A 22243-nucleotide genomic window follows, 5' to 3' on the forward strand; every position below is an offset into this window, starting at 1 on the left:
AGTGAGCCGGTGCGGCATTCGCCCCGGTGTCACTCGAAACCGCCATTATATGTGGCGCGGCGTTTGCCGACTGTTGCAAATTCCAATGAAGGCGATAGGGGCCGCCGAGGTTAAAATGGCCGCCATCGTCCACTTCGCACGATCGAACAGACCCTGACGCATGGCTCGCGCTACCACGACTACCCGGACCGACCCGTCGGCACTTCCATCGCGCATCGGCAAGCTGCTAGGCGAGGTGCGCTGGTTCCTGCTGCTTGCCGTGACGCTCGGCTTCCTGTGCGTGCTGGCCAGCTACAGCAAGGCGGACCCCGGCTGGTCCCATGCCAGCCAGGTGTCCGATATCCGCAACCTTGGCGGCCGCGTGGGCGCCTGGGTGGCCGACATCCTCTTCTTCATCTTCGGCTTTTCGGCCTACTGGTGGAGCGTGCTGCTGATGCGCCGCTGCTGGCGCGGCTGGCGCGTGCTGACCGCCGAACTGCCCGAACGCATGCCCGAACCCCAGCACAGCACCGCCGTCAGCTGGATCGGCTTTGCGCTGACGCTGGTGTCCAGCATGGGCCTGGAAGCCATCCGCATGTACCCGCTGCGCTCGGCCCTGCCGCGCGCCCCCGGTGGCGTACTGGGCGACCTGCTCGGCGGCTGGCTGCAGCTGGCGCTGGGTTTCTCGGGCGCCACGCTGTTGCTGCTGCTGATGTTTGCCATCGGCCTGTCGTTGTTCTTCCATTTCTCGTGGCTGTCGGTGGCCGAGCACGTGGGCGGCTTTGTCGAGACGTTGTTCATGGGCTTCAAGGCCCGCCGCGAGAAGAAGCAGGACCGCATCATCGGCGCGGCGGCCAAGGTGGAACGTACCGAAACCGTTGAAGTGCAGCGCGTGAAGCAGGAAGAAGCTGCGCCGGTGCAGATCGTGCGCCAGCAGGCCGTGCCCAAGCACGAGCGCGTGGAGCGCGAGAAACAGCAGCCGCTGTTTGCCGATATCCAGGATACGGACCTGCCGCCACTGTCTCTGCTGGACGCCGTGCCGACCCAGCAGGAAACGGTCAGCGCCGAGACGCTGGAATACACGTCGCGCCTGATCGAGAAGAAGCTCAAGGACTTTGGCGTCGAGGTCAAGGTCGTGGCCGCCTATCCGGGCCCCGTGATCACGCGCTATGAGATCGAGCCGGCTACGGGCGTGAAGGGCAGCCAGGTGGTGAATCTGGCGCGCGACCTGGCGCGCAGCCTGTCGCTGGTGTCGATCCGCGTGGTCGAGACGATCCCGGGCAAGAACTACATGGGCCTGGAACTGCCGAATCCGAAGCGCCAGACCGTGCGCCTGGCGGAAATCCTGGGCTCGCAGGTCTACAACGAGAGCGTGTCGAGCCTGACCATGGCACTGGGCAAGGACATTGCCGGCAAGCCGATGGTGGCCGACCTGGCCAAGATGCCGCACTGCATGGTGGCCGGTACCACGGGCTCGGGCAAGTCGGTGGGCATCAACGCGATGATCCTGTCGCTGCTTTACAAGGCCCGTGCCGACCAGGTGCGCCTGATCCTGATCGACCCGAAGATGCTCGAAATGAGCGTCTACGAGGGCATTCCGCACCTGTTGTGCCCGGTGGTGACCGACATGCGCCAGGCTGGCAACGCGCTGAACTGGGCGGTGGGCGAGATGGAGCGCCGCTACAAGCTCATGAGCAAGCTGGGGGTGCGCAACCTGGCCGGCTACAACAAGAAGATCGACGAGGCCGCGGCAAAGGAAGAGAAGATTCCGAACCCGTTCAGCCTGACGCCGGACGCCCCGGAGCCGCTGGACAAGCTGCCGACGATCGTCATCGTGATCGACGAACTGGCCGACCTGATGATGGTGGTGGGCAAGAAGGTCGAGGAGCTGATCGCCCGCATCGCGCAAAAGGCCCGGGCCGCCGGCCTGCACCTGGTGCTGGCGACGCAGCGGCCGTCGGTGGACGTGATTACCGGCCTGATCAAGGCCAATGTGCCGACGCGTATCGCGTTCCAGGTCAGCAGCAAGATCGATTCCCGCACGATCCTGGACCAGCAGGGCGCCGAGGCGCTGCTGGGCATGGGCGACATGCTCTATTTGGCGCCCGGCACCGGCATGCCCGTGCGGGTGCACGGCGCGTTCGTGTCCGACGATGAAGTCCACCGCGTGGTCGAGAAGCTCAAGGAGGGCGGCGAGGCCAACTATATCGAGGGCATCCTCGAAGGCGGGCTGGTCGATGGCGATGGTGCCGGCGACAGCCTGGGCGGTGGCGCCGGCATCGGCGGCGCAGGCGGCGGCGAGGCCGATCCGCTCTATGACCAGGCCGTGGAAGTGGTGATCAAGAACCGCCGGGCGTCGATTTCGCTGGTGCAGCGGCATCTGCGCATCGGCTACAACCGCGCCGCACGGCTGCTGGAAGATATGGAAAAGGCCGGTCTGGTCTCGGCCATGTCCGGCAACGGCAACCGCGACATCCTGGTACCGGCCGGCAGCAGCGCCACGGCCGACGACTGACGCCGCAGCATTCCGCACGGACTGAAGTGACGGGTAATATACCGTTACGCCCGTCACAGCCTGTCGCGGAATTGCCAATCCGGGGCGTGCTCTAATCGGACATCAGCCAAATCGTAAGGGAACGATCCATGCGACATCGCATTCTCGCGCCGCTGTGCGCGTCGTTGGCGTTGCTGGCCGCCGTGCCTGCCGCGCACGCTGCTGCCACCGACCAGCTGCAGACCTTTGTGACCAGTGTGAAGAGCGCCCGGGGCGAATTCACGCAGAAGCAGATCAAGGGGCAGGGGGGCGACGCCAAGGTGGCCGGCACGTCGAGCGGCACCTTCGCTTTCTCGCGTCCGGGCAAGTTCACCTGGCGCTATACCAAGCCCTATGACCAGCTGCTGCAGGCCGACGGCCAGACGCTCTATATCTACGACAAGGACCTGAACCAGGTCACCGAGCGCAAGCTGGACAACGCGCTGGGCTCCAGCCCGGCGGCCATCCTGTTCGGCAGCAACGACCTGTCGAAGAACTTTGACGTGAAGAACGGCGCCACGCGCGATGGCGTGGAATGGCTGGAACTGACGCCGAAGTCGAAGGACACGCAGTTCGAGCGCATCGGCATTGGCTTCAAGAGCGGAAACCTCGAGGCGATGGAGCTGCGCGACGCGTTCGGCAATACCACGTTGCTGACATTCACGGCCATCCAGAAGAATCCGTCGTTGCCGGCCGATACCTTCCGCTTCACGGTACCCAAGGGTGCCGACGTGATGAAGCAGTAAGGCGGGAGCCCGAGAGGACACACAGCGCGAAACAGAGCCAGAAAGACGCCAGAGGACAGCCATGAAAGACGCCCCCGCCTTCCCCCGACTGCCGAGCCTGCGCCCGGTATCCCGCCTGGCCGCCCCGGGTGGCGCGCTGGCCGCCGCACTGGTCCTGTCCGCCTGCGCGCACAGCCAGGCCAGCAAGTTCGACGTCGATGCGTTCCTGCGCGGCTCGGACACTGCGCTGCCCGAAGTGCTGGGCAATTCCGACTTCCTGAAGGCCACGCGCATCGGGCAGGGGGAATGTGCCACCCTGCTGCAGTCTCCGCACAACGGCGTGCTGGAAGACCTGCCCGCCAGCAACACGGCGCGCGGCCCGGCATGGGTGCTGCACCCCGCGGGCTCCCCCGACAAGGTCTGGTTGATCGTCGGGCAGGCCAATGGCGAGCGCAACTGCCACGGGCCGCTGCCCGCGGATGCGATGAAGACCCTGACCGAACGGGCCAAGGGCTGACGGGCTACGTGCGCCGCTGACGCGCCAGGGGCAGCCCGTGAGGCTGGCCCCTACGCCGACAATGACTCGCGGGCGTAACGCTGGCGCGGCTTTGGAAGCGCCTGCAATTGTTCGCGCCGGATGCGGATCGCCTCTTCGTTGCCGCGCTTGATGGCGGCGCGCAGCTTCAGCACGGCTTTCTTGTACTGCTTCTTCTTGCGCATGCGGGTGGTGATGGCCATGGCAGTGGTGTCCTCCTGATCCGGTCAGGCCGGTGCGGTCGCGCCGGCTGCCAGCCATGGTACGGCGCCCCCATCCCGGCGCGCCCGATTTCAAAAGAATTCAGATCGGCCCACGAGCGCGCTCATTGCTGCGCCGCGCAATGACGCCACCGCGATCCCGTCAGAGCAGGAAGCGACGGTTGTCGTTTTCGTCGTAACGCGGTTCCACCTTGCGGAACTTGAGCTTGGTGCTGCTCTTGAGCTTGCGGCCGGCCAGCTTGCGTTGCAACTGGCGGTGGACGGCACGGATATGACCGACCGAATCCTGGGCATATGGCTTGCCATCGGTGGCGCCGGCCAGCCCGCCACCAGCGGCGAGCGCCTCGTTGTGAGCGGCCGCTGACCGCGCAATCAGCACATCGAGGTACTGGCGGGCGCGCACGGCCGCGTGCAGCATGCCGTCGGCGGGATTCTGCTTGGCGCGCACGGCGTCCTGCGGCAGCTTGACATTGGCGGCGATGCGGCGCAGCGAGGCGCGAACTTCGGCGCCGTCCATGTCGGCTTCCTGGACAATCCAGACCGCGTCGTGGCGGATCCAGCCTTCCACGTCGATCATGCGACGCAGCAGCGCCGCCTGCAGCAGGCGGCCGCCGTAGCGCCGGGAGCGGCGGATGGCTGCAAGGCCGATGCGGCGCACGTGCGCGTTCTCATGCTCGAACAGGTCGGTGATGACCTGATCGGCTTCTTCCTGCGATTCGATCAGTTCGGCAAACTGGCCAGCCAGCGAGATCTCTTCCACGCCGTTGAGCTTGTTCTTGTTCGCCAGCCGGTTCAGCTTGAACATCAGCATGCGGTATCGCAGCATACAAATCCCCGAATTTCGCAAACAGTGAGTGGTTCTGAAGTGAGCCGCCGGTCGTTGTGCCGGCGTCGACCTTCCCGCGTGCATGAAACGCGGGCCATTGGACGTTATCGGCAGATCCGGAGCCGATTTTAGGGGCGCACGCAAACCTATCGCGCCGGCCCCGATCGTCTACACTGTGGCGTTCCGTGCCGCCTGTGGCGGCGCTACCACACGACAAAGGCTCCCGTACCGTGGCGGATTCGCTGTTTTCCGACCCTCCTGAACGTTCCCGACAGCCCCTGGCCGAGCGCCTGCGCCCGCGCAATATCGACGAAGTCATGGGCCAGCAGCACCTGCTGGGCGAAGGCCGTCCGCTGCGCGTGGCTTTTGCATCGGGCGAACCGCATTCGATGATCCTGTGGGGCCCGCCCGGCGTGGGCAAGACCACGCTGGCGCGGCTGATGGCCAATGCGTTCGACGCGGAATTCATCGCGCTGTCGGCCGTGCTGTCGGGCGTCAAGGACATCCGCGAGGCGGTGGAGCGTGCCGAACAGTACCGCGCCCATGGCCGCCGCACGCTGGTGTTCGTGGACGAAGTGCATCGCTTCAACAAGAGCCAGCAGGACGCGTTCCTGCCGCATGTGGAAAGCGGGCTGTTCGTGTTTATCGGCGCCACCACCGAGAACCCGTCGTTCGAGGTCAACGGCGCCTTGCTGTCGCGGGCCGCGGTCTACGTGCTCAAGACCCTGGACGAGTCCGAGCTGAAGCAGCTGGTGCAGCGCGCCAGCGAGGAACTGGGCGGTGTGCAGTGGGATGACGAGGCGATGGCCCTGATCGTCGCGTCGGCCGACGGCGACGGGCGCAAGTTGCTCAACAACGTGGAAATCGTGGCGCGCGCCGCGCGCAACGCCGGCGTGCAGACGATCGACACGGCCCTGCTGGGCAGCGCGCTGTCCGAGAACCTGCGGCGCTTCGACAAGGGTGGCGACGCGTTCTACGACCAGATCAGCGCGCTGCACAAGTCGGTGCGTGGCTCCGACCCCGATGGCGCGCTGTACTGGTTCTGCCGCATGCTCGATGGCGGCGCCGATCCGCGCTACCTGGCGCGCCGCATCGTGCGGATGGCATGGGAAGACATCGGCCTGGCCGATCCGCGCGCCGCCCGCATCACGCTCGATGCGTCCGAAACCTACGAGCGGCTGGGATCGCCCGAAGGCGAGCTGGCGCTGGCCCAGGCGTTGATCTATCTGGCCGTCGCACCCAAGTCGAATGCCGGTTACAACGCCTACAACGCGGCGCGTGCCTTTGTGTCGAAGGACAAGTCGCGCCCGGTGCCGGTACATCTGCGCAACGCGCCGACCAGGCTGATGAAGGAACTGGGCTACGGCCACGCCTACCGCTACGCGCACGACGAACCGGAGGCCTATGCGGCCGGCGAGCACTACCTGCCGGATGACTTGCGCCGCCAGGACTGGTACCAGCCCACGCCGCGCGGGCTGGAGGGCAAGATTGCCGACAAACTGCGCCATCTGCGCGACCTGGACGCCGCCTGGCACCGGGATAACCGGGGCAAGCCGGAAGACGGCAACAAGGGCTGAGCGGGCCGTTCGCGGACAGGGTCCGGCGCCGAACGCCCGAAAAGCACAGGAAATCCGGGCAGATTCGGTGCTGTGCGGCCATGCCGGTGCAGTAAAATGTCGCGTTCGCCGGCATGTCGCCGGCACTGCACACCGATTGCAACATGCTCGACATCCAGCTTTTCCGTAAAGACATCGACGCCGTGGCCCAGCGCCTGGCCACGCGCGGCTTTCAACTCGACGTGGCCACGTTCCAGGCCCTGGAGGCCGAACGCAAGCAGCTGCAGACCCAGACCGAGGACCTGCAGGCCCGCCGCAACACGCTGTCCAAGCAGATCGGCATGCTCAAGGGCAAGGGCGAGGACGCCTCGGCCCCGATGGCCGAAGTGGCCGGCATCGGCGACACGCTGAAGGCGTCGGCCGAGCGCCTGGCGCAGATCCAGAGCCAGCTCAACGACGCGATGATGTCGATCCCGAACCTGCCGCACGAGAGCGTGCCGGTGGGCAAGGACGAAACCCAGAACGTGGAAGTGCGCCGCGTCGGCACGCCGCGCACGTTCGATTTCGAGGTGAAGGACCACGTCGACGTCGGCGCCCGGCTGGGTCTCGACTTCGAGACGGCCTCGAAGGTGACCGGCTCGCGCTTCTCGTTCCTGCGCGGCGGCGTGGCGCGCATGCATCGCGCGCTGGTGCAGCTGATGGTGGATACCCACACGCTGGAACACGGCTACACCGAGATGTATGTGCCGTACATCGTCAATGCCGCGTCGATGCGTGGCACGGGCCAGCTGCCGAAGTTCGAGGACGACCTGTTCAAGGTGCCGCGCAAGGTGGGTGGCGAGGACGGCCAGGACACGATCGAGAACTTCTACCTGATCCCGACCGCCGAGGTGCCGCTGACCAACATCGTGCGCGATGCGATCGTCGCGGCCGAAAAGCTGCCGCTGCGCTTCGTGGCCCATACGCCGTGCTTCCGCTCGGAAGCCGGTTCGTACGGCAAGGACACGCGCGGCATGATCCGCCAGCACCAGTTCGACAAGGTCGAGATGGTGCAGGTGGTGCCGGCCGACCAGTCGATGGACGCGCTGGAGCAGATGACCGGCCACGCCGAGGCGATCCTGAAGAAGCTGGAACTGCCGTTCCGCACCGTGGTGTTGTGTACCGGCGACATGGGCTTCGGCAGCACCAAGACCTATGACATCGAGGTGTGGATCCCGGCGCAGAACACCTACCGCGAGATCAGCTCGTGCTCCAGCATGGGCGATTTCCAGGCCCGCCGCATGCAGGCCCGTGCGCGCGCCGGCCAGGGCAAGCCGGAACTGGTGCATACGCTGAACGGTTCCGGCCTGGCCGTGGGCCGCACGCTGGTGGCCATTCTGGAGAACTACCAGAACGCCGACGGTTCGCTCACCGTGCCCAAGGCGCTGCAGCCGTACATGGGCGGCATCGAGCGCCTGGAGCCGGAAGCGTAAAAAATTTGTACAAAGGGGCTTGCGCAGCAGATGGCAATGTCCCTATAATCTTGGTTTCGCTGCTAACGCAACGACCAAGTTACCGGAGAGGTGGCAGAGTGGTCGAATGTACCTGACTCGAAATCAGGCGTACCGGCAACGGTACCGTGGGTTCGAATCCCACCCTCTCCGCCAAACAAGAAGCTGCTGACTGATTCGACCACCGGCAGACAAAAACAGCGTAGTAAAACTCAAGCCGACGTACTGTGAAAACAGACGTCGGTTTTGTTTTTGTGCGTTCGAATCCGCCGTGTTACCTTGCGTGCAAACAACAACAGAGGTAACGACATGCACGCGGTTCGGGGACGTTTCGTAATGGTCATCGCCATGCTGGCCGCGCTTGCCGGCGGCGAGGCGCTTGCCACGACCAAATGCCAGAAGGGCGCCAGCACGCTCTATACCGAGTCGGCCGCCTGCCCGGCCGGCTATGCCAACGTCACCAGCTCGATGGGTGGCAATTTCTCCACGATTGGCAAGGATGACTCGGTGCTTCAGCAGGAGCAGTCGATTCTCGACAGCGGCGCCCAGGCACGGGCTGCCAACAAGGCGAGGGCCGCGCAGGCCGATCAGGCCGCCGCCCAGCAGCAGCCCGCCTCGAAAGCGTTGATGTGCGGTGCGATTGCCGACCAGATGCGTGCGCTGGAAACCGACATGCAGCAGCGCCACACGCGGCAGTCGATCGAGCAGGCCAGCGACCAATACCGGCGGCTGCGCGAACAGCAGTTGCGCGGCCAGTGCTGAGCCTGGCACGGCGAGCGGCAGGCGGCCCGGTCAGGCCAGGCCCCGCGGCGGTTCTCCGGCCTGACCCTGCTGTGCGCCCAGCCGCGACACCAGCAACTGGTCGATCTTGTGATGGTCGATGTCGAGCACCTCGAAGCGGAAGCCCGCCACGCTGATCGACTCCGATTTCTTCGGGATGCGCTTCAGCGAATAGATGACCAGCCCGGCCGCGGTGTCGACGTAGTCCTCGCCGGGCAGCGTATCGAGTTCCAGCGCTTTCTTCAGGTCCACCAGCGGCGTCAGGCCGTCCACCAGCCACGACGTGGCGTCGCGCCGCACGATCTGTTCGTCCTCGGCCGAGTAGAGGATGTCGCCCATCACCGCGCCGACGATGTCGTCCAGCGTGACGATCCCCACCACCAGTCCGTATTCGTTCATCACCACGGCAAAGCTCTCGTGCATCTCGCGAAAGCGCGTCAGCGACTCGGACAGCGTCAGAGTGTCCGGGATCACCAGCACGTTCTTGTCGTAGTGCTTGCCGATGTCGTCCAGCACCGACGCGTTCTCGTTGGCCAGCAGCAATTGCAGGATGTCCTTGGAATCCATGCAGCCAAGCACGTCGTCGATGGTCTTGCCGCAGACCGGGTACTGCGCGTGCGGCTGCTTGACCAGCTTGCGCCGCACGCTGTCGGCCGATTCGTCGAGCGTCAGGAATACCACGTCGTCGCGCGGGGTCATGATCGCGGTGATCGGTTTCGAGTCCAGTTCGAACACGTTTTCGATCAGGTGCAGCTCGTGCTTGTGCAGCACGCCGGCCTCGGCGCCGGCATCGACCATGGCCGCGATGTCCTCGGTCGTGATCTGGTCCACGGGCTTGGTCGGAATGCCCAGCAGCTTGAGCATCGCGTCGGCGGCCGCGTTGAACACCCACACCACGGGCTTGAACAGCCTCAGCATCGTCAGCATCGGACCGATCACGTGAACCGCGCAGGTCTCGGGGAAGGTCATGGCCACGCGCTTCGGAATCAGGTCGGCAAACTGGATGAACAGCAGCGTCACCACCAGGAATGATCCGATATTGGCCACGCGCTGGGCGATGTCGGGGCTGAGCCATGGCAGCAGGGCGTCGAAGAGCAGGTCGGAGACGTGTTTCTCACCCAGGATACCGGCCAGGATCGCCACGCTGTTCACGCCGATCTGCACGACGGTGAAGAAGTTGCCGGGCTCTTCCTTGAGCAGCAATACCTTGGTGGCGCGGCGATCGCCGCGATCGGAGAGGACTTGGAGCTTGGTACGCCGGGCCGCGGTCAGGGCGATCTCCGAGATCGAGAAGAACGCGCTCACCAGCACCAGCAGGACTAGGGTCAGGACGAACATAGGAAGGTCACGCGCCCGTCGGGGCGGATTGATGATGGTGTACGCCGTGGTGCGCTGTCAATTGTCTGCGCAATGTCTGTCCGGCGTTTGCTCGATGTCATGGCGCCTGCCGGACCGCCGCGTCGAACTGCGCGGCCGGGGCTTCCAGCCTGTGATCCAGCGTGGCATCCAGGGCCTGGGCCGCCGCGGCGAACTGGGCATGCATGTCGTCCACCAGGCTCGACGCGCCACGATGGCTGGCGCGCAGCATCTGGATCTCGAAACCCAGCTCGGGCTGGACATCGTGCAACGCCACATTGGCCGGATTGGCACTGAGCGCCGTGTACTGGTCCAGTAACGTCAGACCCAGGCCGGCGTCCACCAGGGCCAGCGCCAGCGAATAGGTTTGCACCTCCAGCGTCGAATGGGGCTCCAGCGCATGGCGGGCCAGTGTCTGGCGCACCAGCAGGCCCAGCGAACTGTCATCGTCATAGCCGATGAACGGACGCTCCAGCACCTTGCGGATCGGCACCACGCCGCGTTTGCCGCCGGCCGGTAGCGGCTGGGCGCGCGGAACGGCCAGCAGCATGCGGCCGGTGGCCACTGGCACGCTCGATATTGCCTCGTGCCGGGGCGGCGAGAACGCGAAACCCACGTCGATCTGGTTGGCCAGCAACGCCGCGACGATTTCGTTGGTGTGGTGGGTCAGCACCTGCACCTGGGTGTCGGGGTGCCGCGCGCAGAAGCGGCGCACGGCGGGCACCAGCAGCGGGTTGGCCAGGCTGGGCGTGGCGGCCACGCGCAGGCGGCCCGCGCCCTTGTGCCGCAGGCTTTCGGACACGCGCCGCACCCGTTCGATCTCGCCATATAGCCTTTCGACATCGCCATACAGGGCCAGGGCTTCGGGGGTAGGCTGCAGCCGGCCGCGCTGCCGGTCGAACAGCCGGAAGCCCAAGGAGGCCTCGGCATGCTGCAGGACGCGCGTCACCACGGGTTGCGAGACATGGAGCAGGCGCGCGGCCTCGCTGACGGTGCCGGTCAGCATGACGGCGCGAAAAACCTCGATCTGACGCAGACGCATCGTTGTAGTGCCCGAAAAAGTCCGGTTTGGTGCGAAAAATGGTGCCTTGCACTACGGGTAGACCCGGGTGGCGCTACCTATAGCCTGGAGACATATTCTGGCACGTATTGGCATTGGGCAAGCCGTGCGCAGTGTTCTACGCTCTGCCCCATCGTTTGAAAGGGAAGGCAAGGGCGAAGTCAGATGCGCGTAGCGATCGTGGGTGCCGGGGTGGTGGGCATGACTACCGCGTGGCGGTTGGCCAATGATGGCCATGAGGTGACGGTGGTCGAACGCCACGACGGTCCTGGCGAGGAAACCAGCTTTGCCAATGGGGGCCAGCTCAGCTACAGCTATGTGGCGCCGCTGGCGGGGCCGGGCGTGCTGTCGAAGGTGCCGGGCTGGCTGCTCGACCGCGATTCGCCGATGCGCTTCCGGCCGTCGATGGACCCGGACCAATGGCGCTGGCTGATGGCCTTCGTGCAGGCGTGCAATGCCACGACCAGCGAGGCCACCACGCGCAAGCTGTTGCGGCTGGCCTTTTATTCGCGCGACCTGATGCAGGCGTTCGTGAACCGGCCCGAGGCGCGCGAGGAGGGTGGCGGATTCGATTTTGCGCGGCGCGGCAAGCTGGTGGTGCATCGCGACGCGGCAGCGTACGCGTCGGCATGCCGCTTGCTGGACTACCAGGCCAGCCTGGGCTGCGAGCAGCAGGCGCTGGACCGTGATGCCACCGTGGCGCTGGAGCCGGCGCTGGGGGGCATCCGTCAGGACATCGCCGGGGCCATCTATACGCCGAGCGAGGAAGTGGGCGATTGCCACCTGTTCTGCGTGTCGCTGGCCCATCTGTTGCAAGGCAACCCGGCCGTGACGCTGAAGTTCGGCACGCGGGTGACCGAACTGGTGCGCAGCGGCGACCGGGTGACCGGACTGCGCACCGATCATGGCGATATCGTCGCCGATGTGGTGATCGTGTCTGGCGGTATCGGCAGCGTGCCGCTGCTCAAGCCGACCGGCATCCGGCCGATGTTGTGGCCGCTCAAGGGGTACAGCATCACGGTGCCGATTGCCGATGGCGCGCGGGCCCCCCACATCAGCGTGACGGACTTCGCTAACAAGATCGTCTACGCGCGCATCGGCAATACGCTGCGCGTGGCAGGCATGGCCGATATCGTGCGCGGCGGCGCGGTCATCGACCGCGAGCGGGCCCAGACGCTGGTCACGCAGACGCGCGCGGTGTTCGGCAACGTGATGAACGGCGCCGACCTCGATGGGCTGCAGCCCTGGGCCGGTTTGCGCCCGGCCACGCCGACCGGTCTGCCAATGATCGGCGAATCGCGCCTGCGCGGCCTGTGGCTGAACCTGGGCCATGGCGCGCTCGGCTTTACGCTGGCCATGGGCAGCGCGGGCCTGCTGGCCGACCGGCTGGCAGGCCGCACGCCGGCCATCGACGCGGAAGATTTCAGTGCAGCGGCGGCCTGAGGCCCTGGGCCAGGCGGACGCAACACGGGTTGTACTGGAAGTTGAGCAGTACGTTGGGTAGTGAGATTGCCTCAAGTCTGAAGTCTATTAAACCAAGCCCCTTGAAGGAGCGAACCATGAAGTCACTGTCTGTCCGTTCGACCCCCATCCACCGCCTGCTGGCTGCCGCCGTGCTGGCCGGCGCCGCCGCCGGCGCCCACGCCGCCGATGGCGACACGCTCAAGAAGATCAAGGACAGCGGTGTGATTTCGCTGGGATATCGTGAATCGTCCATTCCGTTCTCGTATTCGGATGGCAACCAGGTGATGGGCTATTCGCACGACTACCTGCTGGCCATTGTCGACAAGGTGAAATCGACGCTGAACATGCCGAACCTGCAGGTCAAGATGACCCCGATCACGTCGCAGAACCGCATCCCGCTGGTACAGAACGGCACGATCGACATCGAGTGCGGCAGCACCACCAACAACACCGAGCGCCAGAAGCAGGTGGCCTTCTCGAACAGCCTGTTCATCTATGGCATCCGCATGCTGACGAAGAAGGACTCGGGGGTGACCGATTTCCCGCAGCTCAAGGGCAAGAACGTGGTGACCACGGCTGGCACCACCGGCGAGCGCCTACTGGTGAAGATGAATGGCGAAGGCATGAACATGAACCTGACCAGCGCCAAGGACCATGGACAGGCCTTCCTGATCCTGGAATCGGGGCGCGCCGTGGCGTTCGTGATGGACGAACCGCTGCTGTATGGCGAACGCACCAAGGCCAAGAACGCCGCCGACTGGGTCGTGGCCGGTACGCCGCTGCAGACCGAGAACTATGCCTGCATGTTCCGCAAGGACGATCCGTCGTTCAAGAAGCTCGTGGACGGCGTGGTGAGCGATATCCAGAAGAGCGGCCGTGCCGAAAAGCTCTACACCAAGTGGTTCCTGCAGCCGATCCCGCCGCGCAACATCAATATGAACTACGCGCTGTCGCCGGAAATGAAGCAGCTGTTTGCCGAGCCGAACGACAAGGCATTCCAGTAAGTCGCCAGCCAGCCGGTGGCCCGCCACCCGCCTTTCGGATAGGGCGGGCCGCCCGCTGTGCAGAATTGGTTATATAGCCATATCGAATCGTTATTTCGCCATCGATAGTATTTGCGGTACCTTGGAGCCCGTTATAGGCTCATAGAGCCGTCGGATTTCCCTCAAAAGGGGCACCGGCACGCAAACCGCATCCCACTGGAGAACATATGCGAACGATTCGATCGGGTTGGTTCAAGTCCCTGCTGGCTACCGCCCTGGTAGCTGGCGCCACTGGCCTTGCCGCGACGGCTGCGCAAGCCGCCGACCTGCTGGACACGGTCAAACAGGCGGGCGTGCTCAAGGTCGGCCTGGAAGGAACCTACCCGCCGTTCGGATATCGCGGCGCCAACAACGAACTGGACGGCTTCGATGTCGAAGTCGCGCGCGCCGTGGCCGGCAAGCTCGGCGTAAAGCCCGAATTTGTGACGACCGAATGGAGCGCGATCATCGCTGGCCTGCAAGCCGGCAAGTTCGACATCATCGTCAACCAGGTCTCGGTCACGCCCCAGCGCAAGCAGGTGCTGGACTTCTCGACGCCGTACGTCTATTCGGCCGCCCAACTGATCCAGCGCAAGGACGACAAGCGCGAGTTTGCATCGCTGGACGCGCTGAAGGGCCACAAGCTGGGCGTGAGCCTGGGCAGCAACTACAACGACCTGGCCAAATCCGTGCCGGGCATCGACGTCAAGACCTACCCGGGCGCTCCCGAATACCTGCGCGATCTGGCCGCCCAGCGCGTGGACGCTGCGCTCAATGACCGCCTGATGGTCAACTACCTGATCAAGCAGGCCAACCTGCCGCTGCGCCCCGGTGCCGTGCTGCCGGGTGCCAACAGCGAAGTGGCCATCCCGTTCCGCAAGGACAACCCGAAGTTCGCCGCAGCCATCGACAAGGCGCTGGACGACCTTCGCAAGGATGGCACGCTGGCCAAGCTGTCGAACAAGTGGTTCGGCTCGGACGTGACCAAGCCGCTCAAGTAAAGAGCCGCCGCAACAGCCGGAAGTCGTAGACCCACTTGCGGAGCTTCCGGCTCCGGATGCGCTGCCAGTCAACGTGATACGGGTTGATGAGGATGTTGCATTCCTCTGGCGCGATCACCGACGGCACGACCAGGATTGCCGACCGGGCCTCGGCAATCCATTGTTCGCCAAAGTCGTGACTGGTCTTGCCTGGCGGCACGGCGTCCCAGCCGACCGGGATGGAGTCGGCCGGGAAGTGGCGTGCCTGATGCCAGATGTCGTCGGGTATATCGATTTGTACGAGATACCGATTTGCTGGAATCTGTCCTTCTCCCGCACGCGACAGCGTTTCCAGGCAGGCCAGCGCCACAGAACTGGTGCAATAGAGCACCGCTGATCCAGTTCTATTCCAGCGCCCGCCGTCCATGGAGGCACCCGCGCCGCTGATGTCGTCCGCGGTGTAGGACGGAGTTTCCGAGGCAATTCTCCATGCCGTGATCATGGGCAGACTCCAAAAAAATCAGCAACGATCTCCTGTTTGACAAGCGCCTGGCCTTCCAGCGAGCTGAAGTAGCCCGACGCCCGCCGACATCCCAGAGTGAATGGCCGCCAGTCAAGAAATCTCGCCATCTCCCGGCGAGCCACCAATGACAGGGCGTCAGGTGTCCCGTCGAAGTAGAGCTCATTGACCTTGGCGATAATCCCGAGGAAGTGGATCACCAGCTCGCTCTGCGTTGAATCGAGATAGCCGTCGCTATAGGCCTTGTGAAGGATCTCCCCCCGGTCGAACCCCAGCGCCCGGATGAGCTTCTTCTTCGATACCCCCATGTCCCGCGCCAGCGCCACGACTTCGCTTGCCTTGATACGCGGCGCCGGGACGTCGTCCTGCATGGCGCCTGCCCCGGGCGCGTCGCCGCCGTTTCCCGACAGGTCGTCGACCTGCAGGTACGTTTCCTTCATCTTCATGACCACCTCCGTCTGCATCATTCCCGTAAGACGAAAACTGCCAACCTGTCGCCCGGCGCCGTGTTTCACGTATGATCGCGGCATTCCGGCCCCAGATTGACCGATCCCAGCCCAGCCATGTCCGCCCTCCAGCTCGTCATTGATTCGCTTCCCGTATTGCTGCAGGGCACGCTGCTCACGCTGAAGTTCGCCGTGTTGTCGATGGCTTTCGGCCTGGTAATCGGAATTCTGGTGGCGCTGATGGGGATTGGAAATCAGCGGATTCTCAAAGTGATGGCGCGCGTGTACGTCAGCATCATGCGCGGCACGCCGCTGCTGGTGCAGATCTTCGTCGTCTACTACGGATTGCCGGGCATCGGCATTGCGCTGGAGCCCACCCCCGCCGGCGTGCTGACGCTGAGCCTCAACGTGGGCGCCTATCTGTCGGAAAGCATGCGCGGGGCCATCCTTGGCGTGCCGCGCGGCCAGTGGCTGGCCGCCTACAGCCTGGGCATGACCCCGGTGCAGACGCTGCGCCACGTGGTGGGGCCGCAGGCCTTGCGGCTGGCCGTGCCGAGCCTGTCGAACAGCCTGATCAGCCTGATCAAGGATACGTCGCTGGTGTCGGTGATCACCGTGACGGAGCTGCTGCGCACTTCGCAGGAGATCATTGCGGCCACCTACCAGCCGCTGCCGCTGTATCTGGCGGCCGCCGCGATCTACTGGATCCTCAGTACGGCCCTATCGGCATTCCAGCACGTGCTGGAACGGCGCCTGTCGCTGCCCACGCGTCACTGATCCTGCATCGCCGGCGATTGCGCCGAGGGGGCCGGCGGCGGCTTGGGCGCCTCGACGTTGAGCTGGTGCCCCGTTTCCAGCAGTGTCTTCAGGCCGGCCAGGATCAACGGCCAGCCGTTGCGCCCGCCCTGCAGGATCTGCTCGTCCACCGGTTCCTGATGCCGTTCGCTGACCGTCAGCCGCACGGCTTCGTCGCCAAGCGCGTCGATCTGCCACGTGACGACCACCTCGGGCAACTGACGGAACGCTTCCAGCCATTCCACGCGCCACGTGACCGACAGCCGGTAGGGTGGCTCGGCGGCCAGTACAACGCCCTGCGAATCGACCTTGCCGTCGTCCATGCGCAGCACGAACGGGCTGCCCACCTGCCAGTCGGATTCGACGCGGCGCCCGAAAAAGTACTTCACGCTTAGCACGGGGTCGGTCAGGGCCTGCCATACCTGTTCCGCCGTCGCGGCGATATAGGTGACGACAACGGTTTGCGGTGTAGACATATGGGGTCTCCTCGTCGACGGGCGGGGCGGCGGCCGTGGGCGTTGGCGATGGGAGTCGGTACGGGATACTGTCGCACCGAATGACGGAGGACGGCAAGGGGCGACGCGGGGGAGAAACCCTCTCCCGGCAGGCGGAAGAGGGCGGAAGAGGGCGGGAGAGGGCGGAAGCGTGCAGCGGGTCGGGCCCGATTACTGCCCGGCGACGCGTTTGGCGATGTGGTCCAGGGCTTCCTCGACCTGGTCGATCAGGATCAGGCACAGGTCGCCCGGCTGCAGGCGTGCCAGCGCCGTGTCGATGGCCAGGAATTCGCCGCGGATTTCCTCGGTATGGCTGGTGCGTTGCGCACCGACCAGGCCTTCGCGCAGCAGCGCCAGCACTTCGCCGTCTTCACGGCCGCGCTGGCATTGGTCCTGATACAGCAGCACGTCGTCGAACGCGCCACCCAGGATCTGGGTTTGCTTGCGGATGTCCTCGTCGCGACGGTCGCCCGCGCCGCTGATGACGACCACGCGCTTCTTCGACGGCATGGTCTCCACGGCGTTGCACAGCGCCTGGATGGCATCGGGATTGTGGCCGTAGTCGGCAATCAGCGTGGCGCCCTTGTAGTCGAACACGTTGAAGCGGCCCGGCGCGGTGGCGGCGTCATTGACGAACGTGGTCAGCGCCCGGCGGATCACGTTCCAGTCGATGCCCAGCGCCCAGGCGGCGGCAATCGACGACATGGCGTTTTCCACCTGGAAGCCGATCGAGCCGTTGCGCGTCAGCGGGATGTCGGCCAGCGCAAACCGCACGCTGGTGTCACCCTCGGCGGCCACGATCTCCGCGCCCTCGACAAACACCACGCGCTTGCCCTGGGCGCGGTGCAACGCCATGGTCGGCAGGCCCGCATCATGCGCGAAGAACGTGATCGAACCAGGGCAGGCATCGGCCATGCGCGCCACCATCGGGTCGGCGGCATTCAGCACGGCCATGCCATGCGGCGCGACGTTCTGCACGATCACGCTCTTGAGCACGGCCAGGTCTTCCACGGTGCTGATGTACGACAGTCCCAGGTGGTCGCCTTCGCCCACGTTGGTCACCACGGCCACGTCGCAGCGGTCGAAGGCCAGGCCTTCGCGCAGCAGGCCGCCGCGGGCCGTTTCAAACACGGCGGCGTCCACGTCGGGATGCAGCAGCACATTGCGCGCGCTGCGCGGGCCGCTGCAGTCGCCGGTGTCGATACGCTGGCCCTGGATGTACACGCCGTCGGTGCCGGTCATGCCCATGCGCAGGCCGTTGGAGGCCAGGATATGGGTGATCAGGCGCACGGTGGTCGTCTTGCCGTTGGTGCCCGATACGGCCACCACGGGAATGCGGCCATCGTCGCCGTCGGCAAACATGGTCGAGATGATGGCTTCGCCGACCGCGCGACCCTTGCCGTACGACGGCTGCAGGTGCATGCGCAGGCCCGGCGCGGCATTCACTTCCACGATGCCGCCGGCCTGTTCCTCGAACGGCTTGAGCATCGTCTCGCACACGGCGTCCACGCCGCAGATATCCAGCCCCACCATCTGGGCGGCGGCTACCGCCCGTGCGGCGATGTCCGGGTGGACGTCGTCGGTCACATCGGTGGCGCTGCCGCCGGTGGACAGGTTGGCGTTGTTGCGCAGGACCACGCGCGCGCCCTTGGCCGGCACCGCATCGGCGCTCAGGCCCTGCTTGGCCAGCGTGGCCAGCGCGATGTCATCGAAGCGGATCTTGGTCAGCGACGTGGCGTGGCCCTCGCCGCGGCGCGGGTCACGGTTCACTTCCTCCACGAGCTGGCGCACCGTATGCGTGCCATCGCCAATGACCTGCGGCGGATCGCGGCGCGCCGCGGCCACCAGATGCTTGCCCACCACCAGCAGACGGAAGTCGTGGCCCGGGATATAGCGTTCGACCAGCACGTCAGACGAAATGTCGGCGGCCACTTCATAGGCCGTCATCACTTCCTCGCGCGTGCGGATGCGCACCGCCACGCCCTTGCCCTGGTTGCCGTCGCGCGGCTTTACCACCACCGGGCCGTTGATCTCCTGCGCGGCGGCCCACGCTTCCTCGGCGCTGCGCACCGACCGGCCCAGCGGCACGGGCACGCCTGCCGCATGCAGCAGCGCCTTGGTCAGTTCCTTGTCCTGCGCGATCGATTCGGACACCGCGCTCGTCATGTCGGTCTCGGCGGCCTGGATGCGGCGTTGCTTGCTGCCCCAGCCGAACTGCACCATCGAGCCCTGCGTCAGGCGGCGATACGGGATGCCACGCGCCACGGCCGCGTAGACGATCGAGCCCGTGCTGGGCCCCAGCCGCACGTCTTCGTCGAGTTCGCGCAGGCGATGCAGCGCGTCGTCCAGGTCGAAGGGCTTGTCGTCGCGCGCGGCCAGGCATAGCTGCTCGGCCAGTTCGAAGGCCAGGCGGCCCACTTCTTCCTCGCTGTACTGCACCACCACCTGGTAGGTGCCCGGTTCCAGCGTCGGCGCGGCGTGGCTGAACGTCACCGGGCAGCCGGCAGCAGCCTGCAGGCCCAGCGCGGCGGCTTCCAGCGCGTGGGCCATCGACGGCGAGCCGGCCTCGTCGTCGGGGCGCATCGGGGGGATGGCCGGAAAGCGGGCGCGCAGCCGATCCTCGAAGCCCGGCAGTTCGGCCAGCAGATGCGATTGGTCCGAGCACGCCACGATGGCTTCGATGGCGGTATGCCGGCACCAGAGATTCGGGCCACGCAGAGCCCGGATACGAGAGACTTCCATAGAATCGTTTGTCCGTTGTTCTTCCGGGCGGGATTACGCGCGGCGTCCGCTGCGGCCCATCCACTGGTGTACCTGCTCGACGGTGCTCTCGGTCGAGGCCTCGTCGCACTGCAGGACCAGCAGGTCGCCGGCCACCAGTTGCGACAACGCGGCTTCCACCGCTTCGCGCCGGCCGGCTTCGTCGATGATCTTCGTCACGCGGCGGCCTTCGTACAGGCCCTTCTTCAGCAGCGCGCGGGCTTCGGCGTCGGGCAGGTCGCGGCGCACGCTGCGGTCTTCGCACAGGAACACGCGGTCGAACGTCTTGCCGATGACCTTGCCTTGCTGCACCAGGTCTTCGTCGCGACGCTGCACGCCGGCACCGAACACCAGCATGCGGCGCTCGGCCGGGAAGCGGTCCAGCGCGGCGGCCATGGCTTCCAGCGCCGGCGCGTTGTGCGCGTCGTCCACGATCACCGTGGCGCCCTGGCGCTCGAACAACGTGAAGCGGCCCGGCACATCTACCTGGCCGACGTCGAAGGTGACGATGCCGGCGCGGATCAGGTCGTTGGAAATGCCCAGTGCCCAGCCGGTGGCCACGGCGGCCAGCACGTTCTCGATCTGGAAGGCGACCCGGCCGGCGTAGGTCAGCGGGATGGCCGACACGTCGGTCAGCGCGCTTTCGCTGGCGCCTGTGGCCATCACCACCTTGCCATCGCGCACGAACACGGCGCGGCGGCCGGCCGCGCGATGCTCGACGATGGCGGGCAGGTCGGCGGACAGGCCGAAGAAGATCACGTCGCCATCGCACAGTTCGGCCATCTCGACCAGGCGCGGATCGGCGGCGTTGAGCACGGCCGCGCCGGTCTTGAGCACCACGTCGATCTGCGTGCGCAGCACGTTGTACATGCGGTCTTCATCCTCGACGTAGTAGTCGCCAAGGTGATCGGGCTGGCCGAAGTTCGTGACCACGCCTACCTGGCAGCGGTCGTACGGCAGGCCCTGCGACAGGATCATGCCGCTGTCGTTCTCGAACACGGCGGCTTCCACCGCGCGGTTCATCAGGATGCGGTGGCCGGCGTCCCAGGTGGCCTTTTCGCCACGGTCGCCCTTTTCCACCTGGCGGCGGTCCAGGAACAGGCCATCGCTGCACGACAGGCCCGTATGCTTGCCCGACAGCTGCAGCAGGCGCGCCACGAGCTTGGCCACCACGGTCTTGCCGTTGGTGCCGGTGATGCCAACCACGGGAATGCGGCCGTCGTCGGCCACGCCGTTGCGGGTCGGGAACAGGTGCTCGACGATGGCGGGGCCCACGGGGCGCGGTTCGCCGTCGGCGGGCTTGATGTGCATCAGCAGTCCGGGGCCGGCATTGACCTCGACGATGGCACCGCGCTGCTCGGCGAGCGGGCGCGAGATGTCCTCGGCCACCAGGTCCACGCCGGCGATGTCCAGCCCGACGATGCGCGCGGCCAGCGCGGCATGCGCAGCCACGCTCGGGTGCACGCGGTCGGTCACGTCGAAGGCCACGTTGCCGTTGCGCTGGATCAGCACGGTGCGGCCCTGGGGCGGTACGGCGCTGCCATCGGCATAGCCCTGGCGCTTCAGCTCCAGGCGGGCGGCCGAATCCAGGCGCACGCGGTTCAGCGGATGATCCTCGGTGCTGCCACGGCGCGGGTCGGAATTGATCTGCGATTCGATCAGTTCGTCGATGGTCTGCTTGCCGTCGCCCACCACGGAGGCGGTCTCGCCCATCGCGCAGGCCACCATGCGGCCCCCCACGATCAGCAGGCGGTGCTCGTTGCCGGGCACGAAGCGTTCGACGATGACACCGTTGCCTTCCTCGATGGCCACGGCGTAGGCGGTCAGCACTTCGTCGCGCGTCATCAGGTTGGTGAACACGCCACGGCCATGGTTGCCGTCGTACGGCTTGACCACCACCGGCAGGCCGATGCTTTCGGCGGCGTCCCAGGCGTCTTCGGCGCTATCGGCCATGCGGCCTTCCGGCACGGGCACGCCGCACGATTCCAGCAGCGACTTGGTCAGGTCCTTGTCGCGCGAGATCGATTCGGCGATGGCGCTGGTGCGGTCGGTCTCGGCCGTCCAGATGCGGCGCTGGCGCGCGCCGTAGCCAAGCTGCACCAGGTTGCCGTCGGACAGGCGGATCGACGGAATGTCGCGGTCGTCGGCGGCATCGACGATGCAGGCGGTGCTGGGCCCGAGGCAGTGTTCGTCAACGAGGTCGCGCAGCGTTTCCACGGCGGCGTCCACGTCGAACGGGCGGTCCTCGATGGCCGCCATGACCAGGTCACGCGCGGCAAACAGCGCGGCGCGTGTCACCTGCTCGTGCCAGGCCCGCACGATGACCTTGTAGACGCCACGGACCGGGGTCTCGCGCGCCTTGCCGAAACCGCCGGGCATCCCGGCCAGATTCTGCAGCTCAAGCGTGACGTGTTCCAGGATATGGCCGGGCCAGGTACCTTCCTTCAACCGCATCAGAAAGCCGCCGCGCACGCCCGGGCTGCAGCGGTGCTCGATCAGCGTGGGCAGCCACGCCGACAGGCGCTCGTAGAACCCCGGAATCTTGTTGGAGGGAAAATCCTCCAGTTCGCCGATATCGACCCATGCCTCCAGCACTGGCCGATATGTCCACATATTCGGGCCGCGCAGCGACATGACATCGAAAATCTCAATGTCCTTCTTTTTCATTGAATTTGCTTGAGGCTGTGGGCGAGTGCCCGGG

At 65.8% G+C, this 22243-nt stretch carries 19 protein-coding genes and 1 tRNA gene; 11 read left to right on the forward strand and 9 right to left on the reverse strand.

Annotated features, from left to right (window positions below):
* The first annotated feature begins 160 nt into the window (after positions 1–160).
* The 3 genes from D9X30_RS11890 (at position 161) to D9X30_RS11900 (ending at position 3754) form a co-directional block, all read left to right on the forward strand.
* The gene (locus D9X30_RS11890) at positions 161–2494 is read left to right on the forward strand and encodes a DNA translocase FtsK (RefSeq protein WP_153946767.1); all 2334 of its coding nucleotides are present in this window, start codon (positions 161–163) and stop codon (positions 2492–2494) included.
* Between the two features lie 128 nt (positions 2495–2622).
* Positions 2623–3258: an outer membrane lipoprotein chaperone LolA gene (gene lolA, locus D9X30_RS11895; RefSeq protein ID WP_153946768.1), complete on the forward strand. Its 636-nt coding sequence runs from the start codon at positions 2623–2625 to the stop codon at positions 3256–3258.
* 61 nt (positions 3259–3319) lie between these two features.
* Positions 3320–3754 carry a hypothetical protein gene (locus D9X30_RS11900; protein WP_153946769.1) on the forward strand — a complete coding sequence of 145 codons (435 nt, stop codon included), beginning with the start codon at positions 3320–3322 and terminating at the stop codon, positions 3752–3754.
* Between the two features lie 50 nt (positions 3755–3804).
* On the opposite strand, the gene D9X30_RS11905 is transcribed toward D9X30_RS11900, so the two are convergent.
* Positions 3805–3975, reverse strand: a complete 171-nt coding sequence (locus D9X30_RS11905) for a hypothetical protein (protein WP_194946480.1) — start codon at positions 3973–3975, stop codon at positions 3805–3807.
* A gap of 160 nt (positions 3976–4135) precedes the next feature.
* A complete protein-coding gene (locus D9X30_RS11910; protein ID WP_153946770.1) occupies positions 4136–4819 on the reverse strand; it encodes a hypothetical protein in 684 nt (227 codons plus the stop codon).
* Between the two features lie 230 nt (positions 4820–5049).
* On the opposite strand from D9X30_RS11910, the gene D9X30_RS11915 reads away from it, so the two are divergent.
* The 4 genes from D9X30_RS11915 (at position 5050) to D9X30_RS11930 (ending at position 8627) form a co-directional block, all read left to right on the forward strand.
* Complete coding sequence (locus D9X30_RS11915) at positions 5050–6396, forward strand: replication-associated recombination protein A (protein WP_283780786.1); 1347 nt, start codon at positions 5050–5052, stop codon at positions 6394–6396.
* A gap of 143 nt (positions 6397–6539) precedes the next feature.
* On the forward strand, positions 6540–7847 hold the full coding sequence (serS, locus tag D9X30_RS11920) for a serine--tRNA ligase (RefSeq protein WP_153946823.1): 1308 nt from the start codon (positions 6540–6542) through the stop codon (positions 7845–7847).
* An 84-nt stretch (positions 7848–7931) separates the two neighbouring features.
* Positions 7932–8021: transfer RNA gene (locus D9X30_RS11925), tRNA-Ser, on the forward strand.
* 153 nt (positions 8022–8174) lie between these two features.
* Positions 8175–8627 carry a hypothetical protein gene (locus tag D9X30_RS11930; protein ID WP_153946771.1) on the forward strand — a complete coding sequence of 151 codons (453 nt, stop codon included), beginning with the start codon at positions 8175–8177 and terminating at the stop codon, positions 8625–8627.
* A gap of 30 nt (positions 8628–8657) precedes the next feature.
* Here the strand turns inward: D9X30_RS11930 and paeA are convergent, their stop codons facing one another.
* Both paeA and D9X30_RS11940 read right to left on the reverse strand, forming a co-directional pair.
* Positions 8658–9983, reverse strand: a complete 1326-nt coding sequence (gene paeA, locus D9X30_RS11935) for a polyamine export protein PaeA (RefSeq protein ID WP_153946772.1) — start codon at positions 9981–9983, stop codon at positions 8658–8660.
* Positions 9984–10080: 97 nt separating this feature from the next.
* Positions 10081–11043 carry a LysR family transcriptional regulator gene (locus D9X30_RS11940; protein WP_153946773.1) on the reverse strand — a complete coding sequence of 321 codons (963 nt, stop codon included), beginning with the start codon at positions 11041–11043 and terminating at the stop codon, positions 10081–10083.
* Positions 11044–11226: 183 nt separating this feature from the next.
* On the opposite strand from D9X30_RS11940, the gene D9X30_RS11945 reads away from it, so the two are divergent.
* From D9X30_RS11945 to D9X30_RS11955, 3 genes are all read left to right on the forward strand, one after another.
* A complete protein-coding gene (locus D9X30_RS11945; protein ID WP_153946774.1) occupies positions 11227–12504 on the forward strand; it encodes a D-amino acid dehydrogenase in 1278 nt (425 codons plus the stop codon).
* A 116-nt stretch (positions 12505–12620) separates the two neighbouring features.
* On the forward strand, positions 12621–13529 hold the full coding sequence (locus D9X30_RS11950) for a glutamate/aspartate ABC transporter substrate-binding protein (RefSeq protein WP_153946775.1): 909 nt from the start codon (positions 12621–12623) through the stop codon (positions 13527–13529).
* 206 nt (positions 13530–13735) lie between these two features.
* A complete protein-coding gene (locus tag D9X30_RS11955) occupies positions 13736–14548 on the forward strand; it encodes a transporter substrate-binding domain-containing protein (protein WP_092594904.1) in 813 nt (270 codons plus the stop codon).
* On the opposite strand, the gene D9X30_RS11960 is transcribed toward D9X30_RS11955, so the two are convergent.
* Together D9X30_RS11960 and D9X30_RS11965 are read right to left on the reverse strand one after the other, a co-directional pair.
* A complete protein-coding gene (locus D9X30_RS11960) occupies positions 14541–15029 on the reverse strand; it encodes an RES family NAD+ phosphorylase (protein WP_153946776.1) in 489 nt (162 codons plus the stop codon). The two genes, D9X30_RS11955 and D9X30_RS11960, sit on opposite strands and share 8 nt — an antisense overlap.
* Positions 15026–15493, reverse strand: a complete 468-nt coding sequence (locus D9X30_RS11965) for a hypothetical protein (RefSeq protein ID WP_153946777.1) — start codon at positions 15491–15493, stop codon at positions 15026–15028. The genes D9X30_RS11960 and D9X30_RS11965 overlap by 4 nt, the downstream gene beginning before the upstream one ends.
* A 117-nt stretch (positions 15494–15610) precedes the next feature.
* Between D9X30_RS11965 and D9X30_RS11970 the strand changes: the two genes are divergently transcribed.
* On the forward strand, positions 15611–16270 hold the full coding sequence (locus tag D9X30_RS11970) for an amino acid ABC transporter permease (protein WP_092594902.1): 660 nt from the start codon (positions 15611–15613) through the stop codon (positions 16268–16270).
* Here the strand turns inward: D9X30_RS11970 and D9X30_RS11975 are convergent.
* The 3 genes from D9X30_RS11975 to cphA (D9X30_RS11985) all read right to left on the reverse strand — a co-directional run bounded on the left by D9X30_RS11975 (position 16264) and on the right by cphA (D9X30_RS11985) (position 22209).
* Entirely contained in the window at positions 16264–16764 is a 501-nt protein-coding gene (locus D9X30_RS11975; protein ID WP_153946778.1) for an SRPBCC family protein, read from the reverse strand. The two genes, D9X30_RS11970 and D9X30_RS11975, sit on opposite strands and share 7 nt — an antisense overlap.
* Positions 16765–16953: 189 nt before the next feature.
* A complete protein-coding gene (gene cphA / locus D9X30_RS11980) occupies positions 16954–19524 on the reverse strand; it encodes a cyanophycin synthetase (RefSeq protein ID WP_153946779.1) in 2571 nt (856 codons plus the stop codon).
* A gap of 33 nt (positions 19525–19557) precedes the next feature.
* Complete coding sequence (gene cphA, locus D9X30_RS11985; protein ID WP_153946780.1) at positions 19558–22209, reverse strand: cyanophycin synthetase; 2652 nt, start codon at positions 22207–22209, stop codon at positions 19558–19560.
* Positions 22210–22243: the final 34 nt, after the last annotated feature.

The organism is Cupriavidus sp. U2 (genome assembly GCF_009663685.2).
GTDB lineage: Bacteria > Pseudomonadota > Gammaproteobacteria > Burkholderiales > Burkholderiaceae > Cupriavidus > Cupriavidus necator_C.

Bases quoted from the DNA above. Each gene is read 5' to 3' on its own strand.
- serS (WP_153946823.1), top strand. From the start codon at position 6,540: ATGCTCGACATCCAGCTTTTCCGTAAAGACATCGACGCCGTGGCCCAG.
- cphA (WP_153946780.1), bottom strand. From the start codon at position 22,209: ATGAAAAAGAAGGACATTGAGATTTTCGATGTCATGTCGCTGCGCGGC.
- D9X30_RS11945 (WP_153946774.1), top strand. From the start codon at position 11,227: ATGCGCGTAGCGATCGTGGGTGCCGGGGTGGTGGGCATGACTACCGCG.
- D9X30_RS11950 (WP_153946775.1), top strand. From the start codon at position 12,621: ATGAAGTCACTGTCTGTCCGTTCGACCCCCATCCACCGCCTGCTGGCT.
- D9X30_RS11900 (WP_153946769.1), top strand. From the start codon at position 3,320: ATGAAAGACGCCCCCGCCTTCCCCCGACTGCCGAGCCTGCGCCCGGTA.
- lolA (WP_153946768.1), top strand. From the start codon at position 2,623: ATGCGACATCGCATTCTCGCGCCGCTGTGCGCGTCGTTGGCGTTGCTG.
- D9X30_RS11930 (WP_153946771.1), top strand. From the start codon at position 8,175: ATGCACGCGGTTCGGGGACGTTTCGTAATGGTCATCGCCATGCTGGCC.
- D9X30_RS11955 (WP_092594904.1), top strand. From the start codon at position 13,736: ATGCGAACGATTCGATCGGGTTGGTTCAAGTCCCTGCTGGCTACCGCC.
- D9X30_RS11940 (WP_153946773.1), bottom strand. From the start codon at position 11,043: ATGCGTCTGCGTCAGATCGAGGTTTTTCGCGCCGTCATGCTGACCGGC.
- D9X30_RS11910 (WP_153946770.1), bottom strand. From the start codon at position 4,819: ATGCTGCGATACCGCATGCTGATGTTCAAGCTGAACCGGCTGGCGAAC.
- D9X30_RS11890 (WP_153946767.1), top strand. From the start codon at position 161: ATGGCTCGCGCTACCACGACTACCCGGACCGACCCGTCGGCACTTCCA.
- D9X30_RS11970 (WP_092594902.1), top strand. From the start codon at position 15,611: ATGTCCGCCCTCCAGCTCGTCATTGATTCGCTTCCCGTATTGCTGCAG.
- D9X30_RS11975 (WP_153946778.1), bottom strand. From the start codon at position 16,764: ATGTCTACACCGCAAACCGTTGTCGTCACCTATATCGCCGCGACGGCG.
- cphA (WP_153946779.1), bottom strand. From the start codon at position 19,524: ATGGAAGTCTCTCGTATCCGGGCTCTGCGTGGCCCGAATCTCTGGTGC.
- paeA (WP_153946772.1), bottom strand. From the start codon at position 9,983: ATGTTCGTCCTGACCCTAGTCCTGCTGGTGCTGGTGAGCGCGTTCTTC.
- D9X30_RS11965 (WP_153946777.1), bottom strand. From the start codon at position 15,493: ATGAAGATGAAGGAAACGTACCTGCAGGTCGACGACCTGTCGGGAAAC.
- D9X30_RS11960 (WP_153946776.1), bottom strand. From the start codon at position 15,029: ATGATCACGGCATGGAGAATTGCCTCGGAAACTCCGTCCTACACCGCG.
- D9X30_RS11905 (WP_194946480.1), bottom strand. From the start codon at position 3,975: ATGGCCATCACCACCCGCATGCGCAAGAAGAAGCAGTACAAGAAAGCC.